Source organism: Caldimonas mangrovi (assembly GCF_023721835.1).
Classification (GTDB): Bacteria; Pseudomonadota; Gammaproteobacteria; order Burkholderiales; family Burkholderiaceae_C; genus Caldimonas; species Caldimonas mangrovi.
Genome location: NZ_JAMKFE010000005.1, coordinates 258,686 through 279,878 on the forward strand (window position 1 = coordinate 258,686; position 21,193 = coordinate 279,878).

Consider the following 21,193-nt stretch of genomic DNA (forward strand, 5'->3'; position numbering starts at 1 on the left):
CTCCGGCACGACGGTTGCAAGCTCTGCGGCGTGAGCCGGGTGGGGGCAGGGGGTGTTGCAGACGAGGTCGTGAGTCGTGCTGTTCTTCTCCTTCTACCGCTGGTTCATGCGGGCATCGGTGGGCAAACGGTTCTGTGTGGCGTTGCTGTGTGGCGCGTCGCTGCTGGCCGCCAAACCGAGCCGAGCCGCTGATGCTTCTTCTTTCCCCGCGTGGATGCCCGAAGTGGGCTTCGTGCAAATCGGGCGCGCCCAAGAGACGCGAGCCACCGTCTTCGGACTGATCTGGCCTTGGGAAAAGGCCTGGCGCATGGGTGGCGGGCAGTGGTCGGGCTACTGGGAGCTGGCGCTGGGCCGCTGGAGCACGCCCGGCGTCGACGGGCGCGACCGGGCCTGGGTCACCCAGTTCGGAGTGACGCCGGTGTTCCGGTTCCGTCCGAGCGAGGGGCGCTCTCGCTGGTTCCTCGAGGCCGGCATCGGCCTGACGGTGATGAGCCCCATTTACCGCAGCCCGAGCAAACGTTTCAGCACTGCGTTCAATTTCGGCGACCATCTGGCGGTCGGCCGCAACTTCGGCGAGAACGCGCAGCATGAGCTGTCGCTGAGATACCAGCACTTCTCCAATGGCGGCGTCGACCACCCGAATCCCGGTGAAGACTTCATCCAATTGCGCTACGCCACGTCGTTTCGCTGATGCGGTAAGGTTCAGGGCCTGCGTGGTATGAACACGCCCCACCCATGCCGACCCCTGCCAATCCTCAGAAATTCGCCGTCGACGTCCATCCCAGCCGCATCGACGGCATGGGCGCCTTCGCGGCCGAAGCCATTCCCGCCTACAAGAAGATCGGCGAGATCCGCGGCGAGCCCATCAGCGTGCGCGAGGCGCGCCGCCGCGCCAAGCACCAGCAGCGCATCATGATCGTCGAGATCTCGGACAAGCGGGCCATCGATGCGTCCGCTTCCCAGGACCCCATGCGCTACACCAACCACTCGTGCTCGCCGAACACGGTGCTGCGCATCCAGCGCGGCAGGGTGGAGTTCTATGCGCTGCGCAACATCGCGAGCGGCGAGGAGCTGACCGCCAACTACGGCGAGACACACCACGAGGGCAAGCTCGAATGCCGCTGCGGCGCGCCGAATTGCGCGGGGCGGATCTGAACGCGGTCCGGCCGGTGTCTAGATCTCGACGCCCAGCGCCTTCATCATCTTGACGCTCAACGTCTTGCGCTGCGCGTCGTAGTCGGCCCACGCCGCTGCGGCGTCCTTTGCGTGGGCCAGCGCATTGCGGATGTTGAAGCAGGCGCCGCGCAGGTCCTTGCGTGTCGACAGTTCGTCCCAATGCAGCGGCATCGAGACCGGCGCTCCTTCGCGGGCGCGCAGCGAGTACGCCGAGATGGCGGTCGCGCCGCGGCCGTTGCGCAAGTAGTCGATGAAGATGCGGCCGTCACGCTGCGACTTCGACAGCCGGGCGGTGAAACGTTGCGGCGCGATCGTCGCCATCCGCGTCGCGACGGCTTTCGCGAACGCCTTCACTTCGTCCCATCCGCGTGTGGCTTTCAAGGGCACGACCACATGCAGGCCCTTGCCGCCGGTCGTCTTCAGGAAGGTGGCCAGCCCCAGTTCTTCGAGCAGCACGCGTGTCAGCTGCGCGGCTTCGACCACCTGCGTCCACGGCAGATCGGAGTCGGGGTCCAGGTCCATCGTGATGCGGTCGACCTTGTCGGGCTTCGGTGCGCGCGCACCCCAGGTGTGCAGCTCGACATTGCCGTATTGCGCGAGCGCGACGATGCCCTCGGGCCGCGTCACCATCACCTGCTGGTCGGTGCCGTCGCTCGCCGGCACCTCGACGCTTTCGACACCGGGCGGCAAGGCCGTCTCGATGTGCTTCTGGAAGAAGCATTCGCCGCCGGTCCCCTGCGGACAGCGCAGCAGGCTCAGCGGGCGCTTCAGCAACTGCGGCAGCAGGTGTTCGGCGATGGCCTCGTGGTAGCGCACGACGTCGAGCTTGGTCACGCGCGGCACGCTGAAGACGATGCGCTCGGGGCTGGTGATGCGCACGCCCATCACGGCGTCCTTGCCGCGCTGTGCTGCGGGTGTGCCCGTGCGGGGGGCGGTGTTCGGGGTCTGCATGGCGCGGTTCTCCTTGATCGGCCGGGCCTGTTCGCGCACCACCTCGCGCGCGGGCTTGTCTTCGCGCAGGCCCACGAACGAGGCCTGGCGCAGCAGGCCGTCGCGGCTCCAGGTCGCAAAGCGCACCTGCGCGACGTGGCGCGGCTGCACCCAGTGCACCTTCGATGCGCCCGGCAGGGCCGGCTTGCGACGGAACGGGCAGGTGCCGGTCTCGTCGGGCTGCAGGCGCTTGCGCATCGCTTCGAGCCCGGCGGTGTCGAGCCCGCTGCCGACGCGGCCGGCATAGTCGAGCTGGCCGTCGTCGCCCCACACGCCGACCAGCAGTGCGCCCAGGTGGCCGCGGCTGCCGCGCGGCTCGGTATAGCCGGCGATCACCACTTCCTGTTCCGCGCGGCATTTCAGCTTGATCCAGTGCGGCGAGCGTCCGGCGCGGTAGGGCGCATCGAGCCGCTTGCCAATCAGGCCCTCGAGCCCGAGCCGGCACGCTGCGTCGAGCACCGCCTGGCCGACGTGGCGGGGGTCGAGCGGCTTGCTGCGGCTCAAGGCGGCATCGGCGGGCAGGGTGGCGAAGATCGCGTCGAGCACGGCGAGCCGCTCGGTCAGCGGTTGGTCGCGCAGGTCCTGCCCCTGCCACCACGGCACGTCGAACACGATGTACTCTACGTCGGCCGCGCCGTTGTCTAGCATGGCCTGCAGGGCATGGAAGTCGGTGTGGCCCTGTTCGTCCATCACGACGATTTCGCCGTCGAGCCAGCCGGGGCCCAGCTTCAGGCGGGTGAGCTGCTGCGCCAGCCGCGGCAGGCGCTCGGTCCATTCCAGCCCGTTGCGGCTGAAGATGCGGGCGCGCCGCCCATCGAAGCGCGTCAGCATCCGGTAGCCGTCGTACTTGATCTCATAGGCCCACAGGTCGCTCGCCGGCGGCCGGTCGACCAACATGGCGAGCTGCGGCTCGACCAGTTCGGGCAGCGGCTGCTCGCTGGCCTTCTTGCGGCCGCGTTTTTTGACCGGCGCCGCCGCCTTGTGCGGGAGCGGCTCGTGCAGCACCGCATCGCCGTCGCCGGCTCTGGCGTGGCGGTCGCGGCGCTTCTTCAGCATCCATTGCGAGCGATCGCCGCCGGTGCGAAACAGCACCCACGAGCCGTGCAGCCGGCTGCCGCGCAGTTCGAAGTGCAGCTTGCCGCGCCGCAGCGCTTCGTCGACGTCGTCTTCGGGGACCCACTCTCCGCGGTCCCACACCGCGACATCGCCGGCACCGTAGTGGCCCTTCGGGATGGTGCCCTCGAAACTCGCGTAGTCGAGCGGATGGTCTTCGACCTCGACGGCCAGGCGCTGGATGTCGGGATCCAGGCTGGGTCCCTTGGGGACGGCCCAGCTCTTCAGCGCGCCGCCCCATTCGAGCCGGAAGTCATAGTGCAGCCGGCGGGCGTCGTGCCGTTGGATCACGAACTGCAGAGGCGTGTCGGCCCGGGGGCGACGGTGTGCGGCGCCGGCAGGTTCGGGCGACTGGCGGAAGTCGCGCTTCGCGTGGTAGGTCGAAAGCGGGTCGTCGCGTCGCATCGCGGCGCCTCCTTACGCTCGCTTGCGCGCAGCGGGCGTCTTGGCGGCGGTGGTCGACTTGCGCGCAGGCGTCTTCTTCGCGGCGGCCTTGCGCGCCGTGCTGCCGCTGCGGGCTGCACGCTTGGCGCTCGCGCCGTCAGTGCGCTTGGCGGCAGGAGCGGGCGGCGGGGCGCTCGGCTTCTTGCCACCCACATGCATCGGCTTCACCTTGCCGCCGCCGCCCGCAGATCCCTTGCCGCCCTCGGCGCGCTGCACGCTCTGGCGCAGCGCGGCCATCAGGTCGATCACCTGCGCGCCGCCCTCGGCGCGGGTCTCTTCCCCGGCTGGCGTCAGCGTGTGGGTCTGGCCGGACTCGATCTTGGCGTCGATCTGCGTCAGCAGGTCTTCACGGTAGGTGTCGCGATACTGGGCTGGCTGCCAGTCTTGCGACATCTCGTCGACCAGGCGTTGCGCCATCTCGAGTTCGCGCGCACCGACGCCCACCGCCTTCAGGTCGCTGTCGGGCACGTACAGGTCGCCGGGCTCCAGCACCTCGTCGGCGAAGCGCATCGTGTTGAGCATCAGCACCTCGCCTTCGACCAGCAGGGCGGCGAGGTGCTGCTTGCTGTGGATGACGACCTTGGCAATGCCGGCGCGGCCGCTGGCTTGCATCACCTGGCGCAGCAGCGCATAGCCCTTCTCGCCGCGCTTGCCCACTTCCAGGTAATAGGGGGTCTCGAAGTAGGCCGGTGAAATCTGCCCGGCGTCGACGAAGCCGAGGATCTCCACCGTCTGCGTCGCCTCCGGGTTCGCCCGGCGGAAGTCCTCATCCGACATCAGCACGTATTCGCCTTTCTCGTACTGATAGCCCTTGACGATGTGCTCGCTCTCGATCGGCTCGCCGGTGCGCTTGTTGATGCGGCGGTAGCCCACCGGCGCCATGTCGCGCCGGTCCAGCCAGTCGAAATCGAGATCGTTCTTGCGCTGCGCAGCGCGCAAGGTGACGGGGATGTGCACCAGCCCGAAGGTGATGGCGCCTTTCCAGACGACACGTGCCATGGCACGTATGCGGCAAACGCTATGCCTGCGTCGCGCCCGCCCGTGCACTCTGGCGGCGGGTGTTGCGCCGGTAGATCGCCTGGCCGGCGATCGCACTGCACAACAAGGCGACGTTGACGAACAGGAACACCCAGTTCTGCAGCAGCGCGCTGTAGATCGAGAAGCCGAGCGACGCCGCCGACTGGCCGATGAACAGCCAGGACGAGACGCCGCGGCTGTCACCGCTGCGCCACTGCTTGCGCACCTGGTGGAAGATGGTCCACAGCAGGATGGCCGCACTGGCCCATCCGATCAGCTCAGTTGTCATGCATGGGTCCTGAAGCAAAAAATCAAGGCGTGCGCGCGGGCGGAGCCGGCTCGCCGGTACGTGCGCTGCGCAGGCGCTGCAGCGCCTGGCCGCAGCCCTGCCGGGTGCCGGTGCTGGCGCCGGGATCGATCAGCGGGATCACGGCGGCCAGCGGATTCACCGCGGCCAGCGCGGCAGCCGCCAGCACCTTGAGCCCGATGCGTCCCGCGTCCAGGCGCACCTGCGGGTCGGCAAAGCGGCCCTGCACGTGGATCGGCGAACGCAGCGAGAGCGGCGAAAAGTCTTTCGGCCGCGCCATCAACGTGAGGTCGAGTTGCTCACGCGCGAGCGACACCGAGCCGTCGACCAGCACCAGCGTGTCCGGCGTGTCGATCAGCCCCAGCTCGCTCTTCAGCTGTCCGTCGTCGGCCACGAAGCGCATCACCGCGCACCGCATCGGCAGGCGCCGGTCGCCGGTGATCAGCAGGCCGAGGCCTTCGGCCACGTCGATGCCCAGGGCCTCGACCACCAGGTGCGACAGCTCGCCGTCATGGACCCACAGCGACGCCGTGCCGTCGAGCGAGCCCAGCATCGCCGCCGTGGAGCGTCCGACGCCCCGGAACTGGGCACGGCCCGACATCGACCCGGTGACGTACGCCGGTGCCGTGGCGCCCTCGCGGGCCTGTTCATCGCGCGGGTTGCGCGCCTGCAGCCACTGTTCGAGCCGCACGTCGGCCAATTGCAGGTCGACGTCCCAGCGCGGTGCGGCGGGACGGCTGTCGAGCACCAGCGCGCCGCGCAGCTTGCCGCCGGACGTGTCGGCGACCACCTCGTCGATGCGCAGCACGCCGCCTTGCAGCCTGACATGGGCCTGCAGGGGCCGCAGGTCGCGCAGATAGGCGGTACCGAGGTCGAGCATCTCGAGGTCGAAGCGCACGTCGGCATTCATGATCCGCAGCGAGGGAAGGTTGAACTCGCGCTGGGGCAAGACCTGGCCGTCGGCCCCTGGCGGCCGGCCGCTGCCGGCGCCCCGGGGCGCACCGAAGGCCGGTCCCAGGTCGGCCAGGACGAGGCGCTCTCCGGTCAGCTTGCCGGACAGCAGCGGCACCTGCGGCCGACGGTCGAACGTGAAATGTCCGCCCAGTCGGCTGGTGCCCACCGCCGCTTCGCGCACGGCGGCCTTCCAGACCCGGCCTTCTTTCGCCAATTGCCCGTCGAGCTTGAAGGGCGGTGTGGTCGGCAGGGTCACGCCCCACGGTGCGCCGGCCGTCGCCAGCGAGTTACCCTGCACCGAGAACTGCCCGTCGAAGCCGTGCAGCCGCAGCAGATCGATCGCGTGTCCGTCGAAGGCGTATTTCGCCTGGCCGGCACTCGCGCTCGCAGTCACCGGTACCGGCTCGCCTTGCCCCTCCTGCGCCAGCAGCGGCAGGGCACCCGACGACGTGATGCGGAACTCGAACTCCGCCTTGCGATAGCTTCCGTCGCCCTGCAGCACCACCCCGCGCGCGGAGCGGCCCGCCTGGCTGCCTTCGTCGGTGCGCGCCTGCGCCTGCAGCACCAGCTGCAGCACGGCGTCGCGGTATCGAACGTCGCCGCGGCCGACCACCAGCCGCTCGAATTCGGGCGCCTCGAAGTCGCGCCCGGGCGGGGCCGGTTTGGGTTCGCCGAACTGCCAGTTGGCACGGCCGTCGGCGAGCCGCCACAGCGTGGCATCGATCGCGTCGACCTCGAACGCACGCACGCGCAGCGGCGGTGCCGCTGGGTCGCCGCGATGGCGCCATTGCGCGAGCAGGCTGGAATAGGGGAGCTTCAGGTACACGCCTTCGGCGTCGACAAACCCGGACGGCTGCCCAGCGTCAGCGGCCCAACCCGGTGGGCCGATCACGAAGCGGTCGGTGCGCAGCCGCACGCTGCCGAGCAGCCGCAGCTTGAATTCGTCACCGATCGTCACCTCGCGTTGCAGGCGCTGTTCGAGCTGGCGTTCGAACGGGCCGCGCAGGAAGGGCCAACCCGCGGCCTCGCAGATCAACAACAGGGCAACCAGGCCCGCGAGCGCCACGCCCGCGATGGCCCAGGGGCCGCGCACCGAAAGCCGCGGTCGAGGGGCGGGTTGCGGGGAGGGGGGGGCGGCATCGGTCACGCCCCCAAGCCGGCAAGCGGCATACCCGGGCGTTCGGCCGGCATGGCTGCGTGCGGCCAGCGGTCAGAAGCCGACTTCGCGCTGCCACAGCGCCGCCACGCGGCGAATCGCCCATTCCATCCAGCTGCGATCGGTTCCCTGCAACACGGCGATGCCGGTGCGCTCCTGCTGCGAGACCCCAGGCAGGTCGCAATCGGTCAACCGCACCCGGAAGACCGCCCGCAAAGGCACCAGACGCCCGTCCGGCATGCGCTGGGACGGGATCTCGCCACCGAAGCTGCTGCTGACCGCTGCATGCTCGATCTGCGACAACTGCACCGGATGCACGCCGACCCCCGTGCACGTCACGCCCGGGTGGCCCGGCAGGTCGGCCAGGAAGACCGCCCGGCCCGGCTGGCCTTCGAGGCTTTGGAGCGCATGCTCGTCGACATAGGCGTCGACCTTGTTGCCGCTGGGGCCGACCAGCGTCAGCAAGCGCTCGCCGGCCGGCAGCCAGGCGGCTGGCGACACGTCGGGGTTGACGTCGACCACGTCGGCATCGAACGGTGCGACCAGCGTCAGGCGTTCGGCTTCCCGCTGCAGCCCCTGTACCGCCTCGGCGGCCTGTTCCCACCGTTTGCGCAGCGCGGGACCGGCTTCGCGCAGGCGTGCATCGAAGCTCTGCTGCGTCAATTGCCAGCGCAGCTGCTGTTCCTGCGCGTGCGCCAGGGCCAATTGGGCCTGCAGCTCGGGCGCCTGCAGCCGCACCAGCTCCTGCCCGGCGCGCACGCGAGTCCCAGCGGCCGGCAGCGGCGTCAGGAGCTGTGCCGCCCTCGGGGCGTACAGCCCTTGTGTCTGCAAGGCGCCCAGCACGGCCGGTGCGCGGACGTTCGACTGCCACGGCCACAGCACGAAGGCGGCGGCGGCACCGGCGACCAGCACGAGGCGCACGGTCGCCGCATTCCAGCGCATGCGGCCGCGCCGCTGCCACCAGGCCTTCATCTCGCGCTGCACCGGCAATGCGATGAACCAGGCCAGTTCCACCATCATCAGCACCAGGCCGAGGACCTTGAAGAACAGGTGATAGACCAGCAGCGCGATGCCGAGAAACAGCACCAGCCGGTACAGCCAGGTCGCGTAGGCGAAGACGATCAGGAAGCGCTGCCGGGCGGGCGGCAGCAGCTCGGGCGCCGGCTCGCCGAAACCGAACAGGCGCTCGCGCAGCCACCAGCGGCCGTGCGCGAAGGCGCGTTCGTGCAGGTTGGGTAGGTTGATCCAGTCGGACAGCAGGAAGTAGCCGTCGAAGCGCATGAACGGGCTGGCGTTGATCGCGAGCGTCAGCACCCAGGTGGTGGTGGCGAGAAGAAAGGCGCCCGCGCGTGCGGGGCCCCATTGCGGCGTGTCGGGCAGCATCGCCCACGCCAGCAGCGCGACGGCGCCGAGTGCCAGCTCGGTCAGCATCCCGGCGGCGCCGATCGCCAGCCGCTGCCGGCGCGACGGCAGCTTCCAGGCTTCGTTGGTGTCGGTGTACAGCACCGGCCACATCACCAGGAACGCCACGCCCATCGTCGGCACCCGGCAGCCGTAGCGGTGTGCGGTGAGCGCGTGTCCCAGCTCGTGCAGCAGCTTGGCGGCCGACACGGCGACGCCGATGGCGAATGCACCTTCCCAGCTGGCATACGAGACGAAGGTGTGGGTGAACTCGTCCCAGCGGCGGGACGCGAGCAGCAGCCCGGCCAGCGCGGCGGCGGCGACGGCCCACCAGAAGCCGGGGTGGAAGGCCCAGCCGATGCGCGGCGCCAGGCGCTGCAGCAGGCGCTCGGGCCGCACCAGCGGCAGGCGGAAGAAGAGGTAGTTCTTCAGCAGCCACATGCCGGGCCCCGGGCGCGAGGCCTGCGCGGCCTGCCGCAGCCGCTCGGTGTCGGCGCCCCGTGTTGCCTGCAGCAGGTGGTTGCGCCCGAGCATCTCGACCAGGCCCTGCAGGTCCTGCGGCGTCGGGCGCAGCGTGGTGTGGTCGTGCACCGCCTGCAGCACCGCCTGCGGTGCGCCCATCGACCAGCGCGACAGGATCTCGAAGGCGGCCCATCCGAGCTGGTAAAAGCGGTTGGCCGCCGGGTCGTGCAGCGTCCAGGTCGGCGTGCCGTCGGCGGCTGGTGCGCCGGGGTGCAGCGCCAGATCCTGGCGCAGCGGGGGCAGGGTCGCCAGTGTGGCCATCGCGTCACCAGCCCAGCCACTGGCGTGCCACCACCAGCGGGCGGCGCAGCGCGATGTAGATCAACGGTGCCCAGCCGGCTTCGAGCCGCGCGGTGCCCATCTGGCCCAGTCGCGGCGGCGCCTGCCCGGGCAGGAAATCGGCTTTCAGCCGGTACGCGAGAAAGCCTTCGGCCGTCGGTTCGGCGCGGTAGGCGACCTGCACGATGCGCGCTTCATAGGCGGAGAGCGGCGAGCCCTGCGGGTAGAGCGTCAGCACGTCGCCCGCCTGCACGGCAATGTGGTCGCCGGCTGGCAGGTGCGCGGTCAGCTCGACCTGGCGCGGGTCGGCGATCAGCAGGATGCGTTCGCCGATGGCGACGGCGCGGCCGAGCCAGTCGCTGGTGTCGGCGAACACCGCCACGCCGTCCCGCTCGGCCTTGACCTGGATGCGCGCCAACTGCTGCGCGGTGTATTCGAGCTCGACCGAACGCTCCTGCAGCTTGCCGCGGCTGAGTGCGATCTCGATGCGGCTCTTGTCGTCGGTGACAGCGGCCTGGGCCGATTGACGGTATTCCTCCAGCGCGGTGTCGTAGGCCTTGCGGGCCACGTCGTGGCGGGCCTGCAGCGACGTGATGTCGAGACTGAACAGCGGCGTGCCGGCATGAACGGGCTGGTTGGGCTGGACGTCGAAACGGTCGATCACGCCGTCGAGCGGGGCGCGCACGAGGAACGGGTCCTTCGCGGTGACCTCGGCGGGCGCGAGCACGGTCAGGCGCATCGGCACCAGGCACAGCACCAGCGCCGCGATCACCAGGCGGCGGCGCGCCTTGCCGCCGCGCAGCCAGCTGCCCGCCTGCGCCAGGCCGCTGCGACGCGGCTTGAAGGCGGCCAGTGCATGGCCGTAGGCGTCGGCGAGCTCTTTCGCGAGCGCGAGTTCCGCTTCGGGCCAGGCCCGTTCACGCACCAGCACCAGCCCGGCGTCGGCCGGTTCGCCGGGGCGGCCGAGCGGCAACCACAACGCGTGTTCGGGCCACCATTGCGACCACTCGGCCTGCAAGGGCTCGGGCAGGTCGACGGCGCCGAACCCCTGCGCCGGCCAGCGTTCGCGCATCGCGTGCCGGCCGATCTTGCCGGCCCATTGCACGTAGGGGGCGGTCGGGTCGGGCTGGGGCAATCCCGAGACGGCGGCGACGCGGGCGAGGCCTTGCTCGCTCCACAGCACGGCCTGCCGGTACGGCAGCAGCTGCAGCGTCTCGTTGACCGCGACGAAACCCAGTTCTTCGAGCGTGGCGGCGGCACGCGCACGGCGCGCCAGCTGCAGCAGCGTCAACAGCGGGCTGACGGCGTCCCGGGCGTTCATCGCTTCACTTGCGCGGCGGGAACATGGCCCAGCCGCTCATGCCAGGCAGGAGCATCGGGTGGCTGCCGTCGATGACACCGATCACCGGCAGCGTCTGGCTCACCGGGTCGATCTGGGCGCCCAGGCGCTGCACCTTGGCGGGATAGGTCTTGCCGAGTTCCTCGACCTCGACGCTGAAGCTCATGCCGGGCTTCAGCCAGGCCAGCCAGCGCGACGGCACGATCATCTGCAGTTCGAGCTGCCCGGTTTCCAGCACGTCGAGCAGCGGGGTGCCCGGCTGCACGTAATGATGCGCCGCAACGTGGCGCTTGGCGATGCGCCCGTTGAACGGTGCGGCGATGGTGCAGCGGCTCATCAAGGTGCGCGCGCCGCTGGCCTCGGCCTGCATCTCCTTCAGCTTGGCCCGTGCCTGGTCGAGTTCGAACCGGCCGATCGAGTTGAGTTCGGCCAGTCGCTGGTTGGACTGCATCAGCGCCTGCGCGGCCTCGACGCCGGCTTCGGCCTTGCGCAGTTGCGCCTGCACCAGCGAGCAGTCGAAGCTCACCAGCGCCTGGCCGGCGCGGAAGGCGTCGCCCTCGCGCAGCGGCAGACTGGAGATGCGGGCTGCCAACTCGCTCGACAGCGTGACCGCGTTGCGCGAACTCAGCTGTGTGCGGATGCGCCCGTCCTTGTCGGCCGTCAGTGCCGGTGGCAGGGGCGCGGCGGTCTGCGCTGCCAGGGGCAGCGGCAGCAGCGCGAGCAGGAGCAGCACATGGCGTCGCAAGCTCACGTCCCTCCTTGCGGGTCGATCACCTTCTGCCAGGCCTGTTCCGATGCGCGCACGGCTTCGCCGAGCGTCTTGAGATCGTGCGCGCCGACCGATTCCGGCAGCGGGTCGAGGCCCAGCGTCGCGATCACCTGCCCGTAGGCACCCTGCAGGGCACCGTAGTTCTGGTAGAGGCGCAGCTCGGCCATCATGGCCGTGGCGGCCGCGCGGATTTCTTCGAGCTTGCTTTGCGCATTGGCGCTGGCGGCGTTGCGCGTGTATTGCAGGATGCGCTGCTCGACGGTGTGGAGCTGCTGGGTCAATTCGTACTGGCGCAGCTTGCCCAGGTAGTCGAGGTGGGCCACGTGCACCTGCGTCAGCACCGCCATGTTGAGCGCCAGGCGCTGTCGCTGCGCAACCTCGAGCTGGGCCTGGGCCAGCCCGCGGATCTTGCCGGCGTTGAGCACATTCAGCAGATTCCAGCTCACCTTGACACCGACGTCGCCCCAGTGCTGGTTGACCAGGTAGCTGTTGCTGTCGTAGTGGCCGCCGAGGCTGAGCTCGATGCCGGGGAAGAGCTTGGCCATCGCCTTGCGGGTTTCCAGCAGGCCGATGCGCTCGTTGTAGTGCGCTTCGACCAGCTCGGGCCGGTGGGTCAGTGCGGTCTCTTCCATGACGTCGGTCGAGATCGCGAGCTTGGGCACGTCCAGCGTGAGCGCGCCCGACACCTCGAACGGGCGGCCGGGGCCCAGGTTCATGATGGCCGCCAGTCGCGGCTTGGCCTGCGCCAGGTCGTCGCGCACGGCTTCGAGCTGGCGCACGATATCGAGCAACTGGCGCTGGTAGGTCAGCGCCTCGAGCGGCGAGCGCAGCTTCTCGACCTCGACCTTGCGCGCGTCTTCCAGCGCCTGGCGCGCCAGCGCCAGCACCGGTTCCACCTTGCCTTGCAGCGCCTGCGCGCCGGCGGCCTGCCAGTACGCCTGCCGGGTCTGCTGCATCAGCAGGTGCAACACCTTGCGGCGCCGCTCCTGGGCGACCAGCAGGCGGTCGGCCTGCTGCGAGGCCTGGTAGTAGCTGACGCCGAAATCGAGCACGTTCCACGACAGCGTCAGGTCGGTGGTGTAGCGCTCGTCGTCGGTGGAGGTGGACGGCTCCAGCGACTCGGTGCCGGTGCGCACGCTGCGCGACGACGAGGCCAGCACGTTGTCGCGGTGCGTATAACCGGCCGAGGCGGCGAGCTTGGGCAACAGGTCGGTGCGCGAGAGGTCGAGCTGCCGCTGCGACACCGCCTCTTCCATCAGCTTGAGCCGGTGGTCGAGGTTGTACTTGATGGCTCGCGCCATCGCTTCTTCGAGCGTGATCGCGCCCTGCAGCGGCTCCTGCTCGGCGAACATGCGCGAGCGGTCCTGCTGCACGGCGGTTCGCAGTTCATCGGCGGTCAGCGAGCGCGGCTGGATCGCACAGCCGGTGAAGGCGACGGCGACCAGCGAGGCGAGCAGCAATCGTCGAAAGGGCGTCCGGCGGCGGGCGATGGTCAAGATGGTGTGCTCCATGGTTGTTGTCGACGTGAGGGCCATCGGGCCAGGAAGGGCCATGCTCATCCTTCCTCCTGCGCCAGTGCACGCAGGTGCTCCAGCAGCGCGGCGCGCTCCGCTTCGCGCGCCACGTGGCCATAGCGTTCGAACTGCGCAGCAAGGGCCGGTCGGCCGGACTCGGACGGCAACGGCTGCCCGGGCAGGTCGGCGAAGCGGGCGTCGAAGCCTGCTTCGCCGGGAGGCAGGTGCAGGTCGGTGCGCGGCTCACCGGCCGGCCGCGCTGGCGGCGCCGCCCGGTTGAACTCGATCTCCAGTTGCGAACTGGCGCGGTTGCCCTTGGCATCACGGGCGATGACCTCGATCTTCAAGCGCCCGGCCACGCCGTCGGGCGCGCGGCCGGACAACGTGCCGGTGGTGGGATCGAACTTCAGCCAGTTGGGCAGCGGCCGGCCGTCGGCCATCCTCACCTCGACCGCCACTTCCGCATTGCGGTCGCTGTGCGTGAACGTGGACGCCGGCAGCGCAATGCTGATCTGCGAGCCGGGCGGGACGCGGAAGTCGCCGACATCCGGCATCGCTTGCAGGCCCGCGCCGTTGCCGGCCCCGACTTCGATGAAGGTGCTGCGCGGTGCGTCCGCTGCCCAAGCGGTGGCGCTCAACGCAGCGGGGGTCAGCGGGTTCTGGCCCAGGGCGCTGCCCACGAAGGTGCCGGGAAGGCCGCCGTCTGCTGCCGGCCCGGTCGGTGTGAGGGTGGGCGTGTCGATCGGCGTGATGGGCGCCATCGGGTTGAGCGTGACAGGCGGTTGCTCGAAGACCGGTGCCGGGGCGGCCACCGGTGGGGGCAGGGGCGACAGCGGCGTGGGAGGCGGCGGGGGCGGGGGCGGCGGCAACTGCTCGATCTGATAGGCGTCGCCGCTGCCTCCCACGGCGAGGGCATTGCCGGCCAGATCGGCGATGCCGCTGCCGGCCGATGCGAGTGCGAGTTGCAGCGTGCCGCTGCCGGCAATGCCGCCGACGGTGACGACGTAGGTCGAGGCATCCACCTGTGTGACCGTCGTGACGCTGCCCGCCGCCGACCCGGTGGCGGCCAAGCTGAAGTCGCTCGTGTCGAGGCCGGTGACGCCCTCCGAGAAGCTCACGGTGTAGGTGACGCTGCGGGCAAAGGTGGGGGAGGGGTCGGCGCGCACGATGCCGACAATGGCGGGCACGGTGGTGTCGACCACAACGCCTGCGGTGCTGCCGACGCCAGCGAGCGTGACGGTCAGGTCGTTGCCGGCCGCATCGCGCAGCGTGCCGCCGTTGGCCTGCAGGCCGCCGACCGCAATGCCGTTGGGGTCTGTATCGCCGGCCTGCACGGTGTACTCGAAGACGAGGGCTGTGCCGCCGGAACCGGTTGCGTAGGTCGCATGGCGGGTGGTTCCGCCGACGTCGAGTACCAGCCGGGGCGTACCGCCGGCGCTGTCGACGAGCACGGCCTCGCTGGCGTTGACGGTGAAGCTCAGCACGTCGCCGGCGTTGTAGTGGCCGCTGGCGGGCACCGCGACCGTGGCGACGGTGGGCACCACGGCGTCGACCTGCACGCCCGCGGTGGCACCCACGCCCTGGAGCGTCAGGGTCGCCGTATTGCCCACGGCATCGCGCAGCGCGCCGCCGTTGGCGTCGATGCTGCCGCCGAGCGCGATACCGTTGCTGTCGAGGTGGCCGCTTTGCACGGTGTAGCGGAACACCAGCGCGCCGGTGCCGGAGCCGCTGACGTAATCGGCGTAAACGGTGCCGCCGGTGTCCAGCGTGACCGCGAGGCGCGGGGTGCCGCCGGTGGTGTCGACCGTGACGGCCTCGCCGAAGTTGACGGTGAAATCGAGGTTCTGTCCGGCCACGTAGGTGCCATTGGCCGGCACCGAGACTGATGCCACGGCAGGAATGTCGCGATCGATGCCGTAGACCTCGCCAGTGGCGCCGGCCGCGAGGGCGTTGCCGGCCGCATCGGCCATGCCGGTGCCGCTGCCGTTGAGGTCGAGCCGCACGCTGCCGGTACCGCTGAGCCCGTTGACGACGACGGTGTAGGTCGAACCGTCGACCTGCGTGACCGTCGCGATGGTGCCGGCGGCCGAGCCGGTGGTGACCAGCGTGAAGTCGGCCGCGTCCATGCCGCTGACGGCTTCGGAGAAGGTGACCGTGTAGCTGACCGAGCCGGCGGTGGTCGGGGTGGCGTTGACGCGCACGATGCCGGTGTTGGCCGGTGCGGTGGTGTCGACGACCACGCCCGAGGCGTCGCCCACACCGGTGAGCGCGACGTTCAGGCTGTTGCCGGCCGCATCGCGCAGCGTGCCGCCGTTGGCCTGCAGCGAGCTGACGGCGATGCCGTTGGCATCGGTGTCGCCCGCCTGCACGGTGTACTCGAACACCAGCCCGCTGCTGCCCGAGCCGGACACATAGCTGGCGTGACGGGTGACGCCGCCGATGTCCAGCACCAGCCGTGGCGTGCCGCCGGTGGTGTCGACCACCACGGCCTCGCTCGCGTTGACGCTGAAGCTCAGCACGTCGCCGGCGTTGTAGTGGCCGCTGGCCGGCACCGAGACCGATGCCACCGCCGGCACGACGGCGTCGACCTGCACGCCAGTGGTAGCGCCGACGCCGTTGAGCGCCAGATTCGCGGTATTGCCCACAGCGTCGCGCAGCGTGCCGCCGTTGGCGTCGATGCTGCCGCCGAGCGCAATGCCGTTGCTGTCGAGGTGGCCGCTTTGCACGGTGTAGCGGAAGCTGAGCGCGCTGGTGCCCGAGCCGGCGAGATAGCTCGCGTAAACGGTGCCGCCGGTGTCCAGCGTGATAGCGATGCGTGGGGTGCCGCCGGTGGTGTCCACCGTGACGGCCTCGCCGAAGTTGACGGTGAAGTCGAGGTTTTGCCCGGCCACGTAGGTGCCGTCGGCCGGCACCGAGACCGAGCCCACCGTGGGCGCCACGCCGTCGATGATCAGGTTGTGCTGCCCGGCGATGGAGTTGGCGCCGCCGGTGGCCGGCAGCGTGAGCACTGCGTCGTCGTCGGTGGCGTTGCGGAGGGTGGCGCCGTTCAAGGCCAGCGCGCCGGTCGACTGGTAGTCGAGGTCGGCGCTGAGGTCGCCGGCCTGCACCGTGTAGCTGAAGGTCAGGGTGTCGCTGCCGGAACCGGACACGTAGCTGGCCAGCCGGTCGGTGGTGCCGGTTTCCAGCAGCAGCGTGGGCGTGCCGCCGGTCGTGTCGACGTTCACCGCCTGGTCGAAGGTGACGGTCACCGTGACGGTGTCGCCCACCTTGTACCCGCCATCGGGGTTGGTCACCTGCACGTTGGTGACCTCCGGGTTGAGGCTGTTGACGGTGATGGCGATGATGTCGGTGTCGGTCTGTGTGCCGCCGGACCCGCTCAACCCGAGGTCGCTGGTCGTGATCTGCAGGCCGGCGGCGCCGTTGTAGCCGGGCGTGGGCGAGAAGATCAGTCCGTTCAGCGCACTGTTGATGTCGGCAATGGTGCCTTCAAAAGTCATGGTGCCGTCGTTGGCGCCGCTGCCCACGATGAAGCTCAGGCCCGTGGTGCCGGGCAGTGTGATCAAGCCGTTGCTGGCGGTCAGCGTCACTCGCACCGTACCGCCGCCGGCATCGACGTCGCCGACAGAAACCAGGTTGCCGTTGCCGCTGCTGAAGACCAGCGTCGCGTCCTGATCCACCGACTGGGCGGCGGGCACACCATGGACTGGCGCATCGTTCACCGCGGTCACCGACAACGTGACGGTCTCTGCATCGTCCAGGTTGCCGCCGCTGCCGGTATTGCCGTTGTCGGCGATGCCCACGGTCAGCACCACGTTGCCGGTGGCGTTCGTCGCCGTCTGGAAAGCGACGCCGCCGCCGGCGATGTAGGCATTGATGTCGGCGATGCTGCCCGTCAGGGTCAGCGCGGAGCTGGTCCCGCCGACGGTGACGCCGCCGCCGCTGGTGGCTGCCAGGCTGCCAGAGCCGACCGAAAAGGTGGCGGTCACCGGGCTGCTGCCGGCATCTGCGTCGGCGAAGCTGATGCCGGTAAGCGCGCTGCTGACGTCCTCGGTGACGTTGATCGAAACAGGCGTTGTGACCACGGGCGCGTCGTTGACGGCGCTCACCTGCAGGGTGGTGGTACCGCTGTCAGTTTGCGCGCCGCCGCTGCCGGTGTTGCCGCCATCGTCGACGCTTGCGGTCAGCGTCACATCGGCGGTCGCGTTGCTGGCCGTGGTAAAGGTGACATTGCTGCCGGCGATGAAAATATTGATGTTGGCGATGCTGCCGGTCAGGGTCAGGGCGCTGCCGGTGCCTCCGACGGTGACGCCGCCGCCGCTGGTCGCCGCCAAGCTGCCGCTCGCTACCGAAAGTGTTGCCGTCACGCTGCCGCCACCGGCGTCGACATCGCTGAAGCTGATGCCGGTCAGGGCGCTGGCAACGTCCTCGGTCACGCCGATCGAAGCGGGCGTCGTCACGACAGGTGCGTCGTTGACGGCCGCCACGCTGATCACCTTGGTCGCCGCGTTGCTGTCGGCACCGCCGTCGTTGACGGTGAAACCGATGGTGCGGTTGGCGGTGCTGGGCGCATCCGAGCTGTTGTCGTAGGTGACGCTGCGCAACGCGGCTTGCCATTGGGCCAGCGTCGCGGTGCCGCCGGCGGAGGTCAGCGTCAGCACGCCGGTGGCGGCGTTGTAGCTGGCACTGATGTTGCCCATGGTGCTGCCGTCGTTGGTGAAAGCAAGCACGTCCTGGCCGCTGGCGAAGTTGCCGGTGATGGCGGCCGTGGCACTAACGAAGGTTGTGCTGTCCACATCGCTCAGCGTCAGGCTGGCATCGACCACCGTGGCGCTGCCGCTTTCCGTAAAGGCGCTGGTCCCGCCGGAGGTCGTCACCACAGGTGCGTCGTTCACCGCGGTCACGGTGATCGTGATGGTGCCGTCGGCCGGGCCGGTGTCGGCGGCGTCGCGTATGCGCGTGGTGATGCTGAAGTTCTGGTCGTTGTTGGCCGAGGGGGTCAACGCGACGGCAGCCAGTGCGGCATTGACGTCGGCCGCCGAGCCGGTGACCGTCCATACGCCGGTGCCAGTGTTGTAGGTGGAGGTGGCCGAGCCGAAGGTGCCGGTCGACAGCGTGCCGGCCGAGGTGTCCGAAAGCGTCAGCGTGGCGGTGATCGTGTCGCCGGTGTCCACGTCGGTCACGACGATATCGTCCAGCGCCACCGCGCCGCCGGCTTCGGTGGCCGCCTTGCTCTGCGTGAGGTCGGTGGCCGTCGGCGCATCGTTGGTGCCGGTGACCGTGACCGTGATCGTGCCGTCGGCCGGGCCGGCATTGGCGGCGTCGCGAACGCGGGTGGTGATGGTGAAGTTCTGGTCGTTGTGGGCCGAGGGGGTCAGGGCCACGGCTGCCAGCGCGGCGTTGACGTCGGCCACCGAGCCGGTGACCGTCCACACGCCGGTGCCGGCGTTGTAGGTGGACGTGGCCGAGCCGAAGGTGCCGGTCGACAGCGTGCCGGCCGCAGGGTCGGACAGCGTGAGCGTGGCGGTGAGTGTGTCGCCGGTATCGACGTCGGTGATCACGATGTCGTCCAACGCCACGGCGCCGCCGGCCTCCGTGGCGGCCTTGCTCTGGGTGAGGTTGGTCGCCGTGGGCGCATCGTTGGTGCCCGTGACAGTGACCGTGATCGTGCCGTCGGCCGGGCCGGTATTGGCGGCATCTCGAACGCGCGTGGTGATGGTGAAGTTCTGGTCGTTGTTGGTCGAAGGGGTCAACGCGACGGCAGCCAGTGCGGCATTGACGTCGGCCACCGAGCCGGTGACCGTCCACACGCCGGTGCCGGCGTTGTAGGTGGACGTGGCCGAGCCGAAGGTGCCGGTCGACAGCGTGCCGGCCGAGGTGTCCGAAAGCGTGAGCGTGGCGGTGGTCGTGTCACCGGTGTCCACGTCGGTCACGACGATGTCGTCCAGCGCCACCGCGCCGCCGCCTTCGGTCGCGGCCTTGCTCTGCGTGAGGTTGGTAGCCGTGGGCGCATCGTTGGCCGGTGTGACGTCGAGCGTGATGGTGCCGTCCGCCGGGCCGGTGTTGGCGGCATCGCGGATGCGCGCGGTAATGGTGACGTCCTGGTCCCGGTTCGCCGCCGGGGTGAAAGCCACGGCGGCGAGCGCCGCGTTCACGTCGGTCAACGAGCCCGTGACCGTCCACACGCCAGTGCCAGCGTTGTAGGTTGCGGTGGCCGAGCCAAAGGTGCCGGTGCTGAGGGTGCCTGCCGCAGGAGTTGAGAGCGTGAGGGTCGCGATGATCGTATCGCCGCTATCCACGTCGGTCACCACTATATCGTCGAGCGCTACAGCGCCGCCCGGGTCTTCGACGTATGCGACCGTTTGGGTGAGATTGGTAGCCGTCGGCGCGCTGTTGGGCGAAAAATTGGTGTCGAGTGTGCCGAGGTTGTAGATGTTGGTCTGGCCGCTACCCGCTGAACCGTTGCCTTGCCCGGAGCCACCCGAGCCCCCTGCGCCGGCATTCGACGCCAGGTCGCCGTTGCTGATGCTGTCCAGCCTCAGCGTCGCACCGGCGGCGTTCCACAGGCCACCAACGCCGATACCTCCGCCGCCTCCGACACCCGGTTGTAACGCTCCACCCGCGCCGCCGCCGCCTGCCGCACCGACGTTGTTGGATACTGTCGAGGACAAAATCGTCAGGGTGCCGGCGTTGTAAACCGCACCCGCTGCGTGACCGCCCCTGCCACCGTTGCTCGCGTACGCCGCGCCGCCGCCGCCGCCGCCGATCGACAAGCTGCCGTTGCTGGCGGTCCCACCTGTCCCTCCGCTGGCATAGCCGCCCAGCGCCCCTCCTGCTCCACCGGTGGTGCTACCGCCTCGTCCGCCGTGCCTGTTGTTTATCGGTGTCGTGTAGTCCCCGCCATTGCCACCGACACCGCCGCCGCCGGAACTGCCAGCGTAGTTGGTGCCGCTCGTGCCGCCAGCGCCGCCGGACCCGCCGCCAATGCCGGCAAGGCCGCCGCCCCCGCCGCCACCGCCACCGGCATATACGCCGGAACCGCCGCCACCACCCCCCCCCGAGGCACCGCTTGCGGTGACCGTGACCCCGGTCAGGGTCAGAGTACCGGCGTTGCGTATCGCACCACCAAGGGCATCGCTGCCGACAGCCCCCTTGTTGCCGCCGTTGGCAGCGATCAAGCCTTCACGGATGGTGAGGTTGGCGATGCTGACCGTCCCGGAACGAACCTCTACGACCCGCCCGTAATAATTGGCGTCCACGGTGTACCCACCGCCCACGATATCGAGAGCCTGACCGTCACTAACGTTGATATCGACAAAGGTGCGGTGTCCGTCGGTGCTGCTGGCAAGCATGTCGCCGGTGCCCGTCGCGCTGATGTTGCCCAGAAGGGTGATGGTATCGGTCGCGCCGTTCGAGGCCGCCGTGCTCAATGCCGTGCGAAGTTCGCCTATGGTGCTGACTGAAAACGTGGCGAGTTGATGGTCGTAGTCCTGCAGTCGGGCGCCGTCGAACGCGGGCACCGCGTTGACCAGGCCGGTGGTGATCTCCAAGGTCCAGTTGCCGCCACCCCGGGTGTTGCCGGTGCTGTCGTTCGATGCCGCAATGTCGGCGGCGGTCGCATCGGCCAGTGCCGCCAGGAACTGCTCGCCCTTGGTACCTGCGCCTACGTCGCATCCGTACAGCAAGATGTCGCCGTCGGGTGCCAGTGCGGAACCGATGGCGCTCAACCGGTCGTTGTACGCCGTCAGGTTGCCGCTGTGCAGTGGCACGTTGCCGAGCAGCAATACCCCTTCGTCGCCGTGCGAGACGACGTGAATGGCGTCGATCCCGGTGCGCCCGTTCAGGGCATCAGCGATCTGTTGTACGCCATCGCGGTTGCTGTCGAGCAAGACGATCTCTGCTCCCGGGGCGGCAGCCGCAACGATCTCGTCGTAGTTTGGCAGCCGGGTGTCGACAAAGACGATCTCGGTGCGTGGATGCTGCGCAGGAGCCAGCGCATCGCTGATGTCTGCCGCAGTTTCGTGCGCCGGGGCAGGCGGCGGTGGAGCGTCGCTACTCGCTTCGGCAACGCCGGCCGCCGCCGCGACGACTCCCGCATCGAACATGATGCGCGGCTCCAGCGCGAGCATCAGCGGCGGCTGCTGGGAACGCGCCGGGCTGGTCTTGCCCGCAGGGGAGCGACGGGGTGCGCGAGATTTGAGCCACCACATGGTTG

The 21,193-nt window shown here is 69.6% G+C and carries 11 protein-coding genes; 2 read left to right on the plus strand and 9 right to left on the minus strand.

Translation table 11 applies throughout. The features are described 5' to 3' along the window. The first annotated feature begins 76 nt into the window (after nucleotides 1-76). Complete coding sequence (locus tag M8A51_RS10645; protein ID WP_251778199.1) at nucleotides 77-691, plus strand: acyloxyacyl hydrolase; 615 nt, start codon at nucleotides 77-79, stop codon at nucleotides 689-691. Nucleotides 692-735: 44 nt separating this feature from the next. Beyond that, nucleotides 736-1,155: an SET domain-containing protein gene (locus M8A51_RS10650; RefSeq protein ID WP_251778200.1), complete on the plus strand. Its 420-nt coding sequence runs from the start codon at nucleotides 736-738 to the stop codon at nucleotides 1,153-1,155. Between the two features lie 18 nt (nucleotides 1,156-1,173). On the opposite strand, the gene ligD is transcribed toward M8A51_RS10650, so the two are convergent. From ligD to M8A51_RS10695, 9 genes are all read right to left on the minus strand, one after another. Next, nucleotides 1,174-3,684, minus strand: a complete 2,511-nt coding sequence (ligD, locus tag M8A51_RS10655) for a DNA ligase D (protein ID WP_251778202.1) — start codon at nucleotides 3,682-3,684, stop codon at nucleotides 1,174-1,176. Nucleotides 3,685-3,696: 12 nt separating this feature from the next. Next, a complete protein-coding gene (ku, locus tag M8A51_RS10660; protein ID WP_251778203.1) occupies nucleotides 3,697-4,722 on the minus strand; it encodes a non-homologous end joining protein Ku in 1,026 nt (341 codons plus the stop codon). A 19-nt stretch (nucleotides 4,723-4,741) separates the two neighbouring features. Next, entirely contained in the window at nucleotides 4,742-5,029 is a 288-nt protein-coding gene (locus tag M8A51_RS10665; RefSeq protein ID WP_251778204.1) for a hypothetical protein, read from the minus strand. A gap of 22 nt (nucleotides 5,030-5,051) precedes the next feature. Beyond that, on the minus strand, nucleotides 5,052-7,094 hold the full coding sequence (locus tag M8A51_RS10670) for an AsmA family protein (RefSeq protein ID WP_251778205.1): 2,043 nt from the start codon (nucleotides 7,092-7,094) through the stop codon (nucleotides 5,052-5,054). Nucleotides 7,095-7,211: 117 nt separating this feature from the next. Further along, nucleotides 7,212-9,341, minus strand: coding sequence for an HlyD family efflux transporter periplasmic adaptor subunit (locus M8A51_RS10675; RefSeq protein ID WP_251778207.1), 2,130 nt, complete (start codon nucleotides 9,339-9,341; stop codon nucleotides 7,212-7,214). A gap of 4 nt (nucleotides 9,342-9,345) precedes the next feature. Then, nucleotides 9,346-10,680, minus strand: a complete 1,335-nt coding sequence (locus tag M8A51_RS10680) for an efflux RND transporter periplasmic adaptor subunit (protein ID WP_251778209.1) — start codon at nucleotides 10,678-10,680, stop codon at nucleotides 9,346-9,348. A 4-nt stretch (nucleotides 10,681-10,684) separates the two neighbouring features. After that, entirely contained in the window at nucleotides 10,685-11,449 is a 765-nt protein-coding gene (locus tag M8A51_RS10685; protein ID WP_251778210.1) for an efflux RND transporter periplasmic adaptor subunit, read from the minus strand. After that, nucleotides 11,446-12,978 carry a TolC family protein gene (locus M8A51_RS10690; RefSeq protein WP_251778212.1) on the minus strand — a complete coding sequence of 511 codons (1,533 nt, stop codon included), beginning with the start codon at nucleotides 12,976-12,978 and terminating at the stop codon, nucleotides 11,446-11,448. The genes M8A51_RS10685 and M8A51_RS10690 overlap by 4 nt, the downstream gene beginning before the upstream one ends. A gap of 44 nt (nucleotides 12,979-13,022) precedes the next feature. Further along, nucleotides 13,023-21,188 (minus strand): DUF4347 domain-containing protein, encoded by an 8,166-nt coding sequence (locus M8A51_RS10695; protein WP_251778213.1) that lies wholly within the window; start codon nucleotides 21,186-21,188, stop codon nucleotides 13,023-13,025. Nucleotides 21,189-21,193 lie beyond the last annotated feature (5 nt).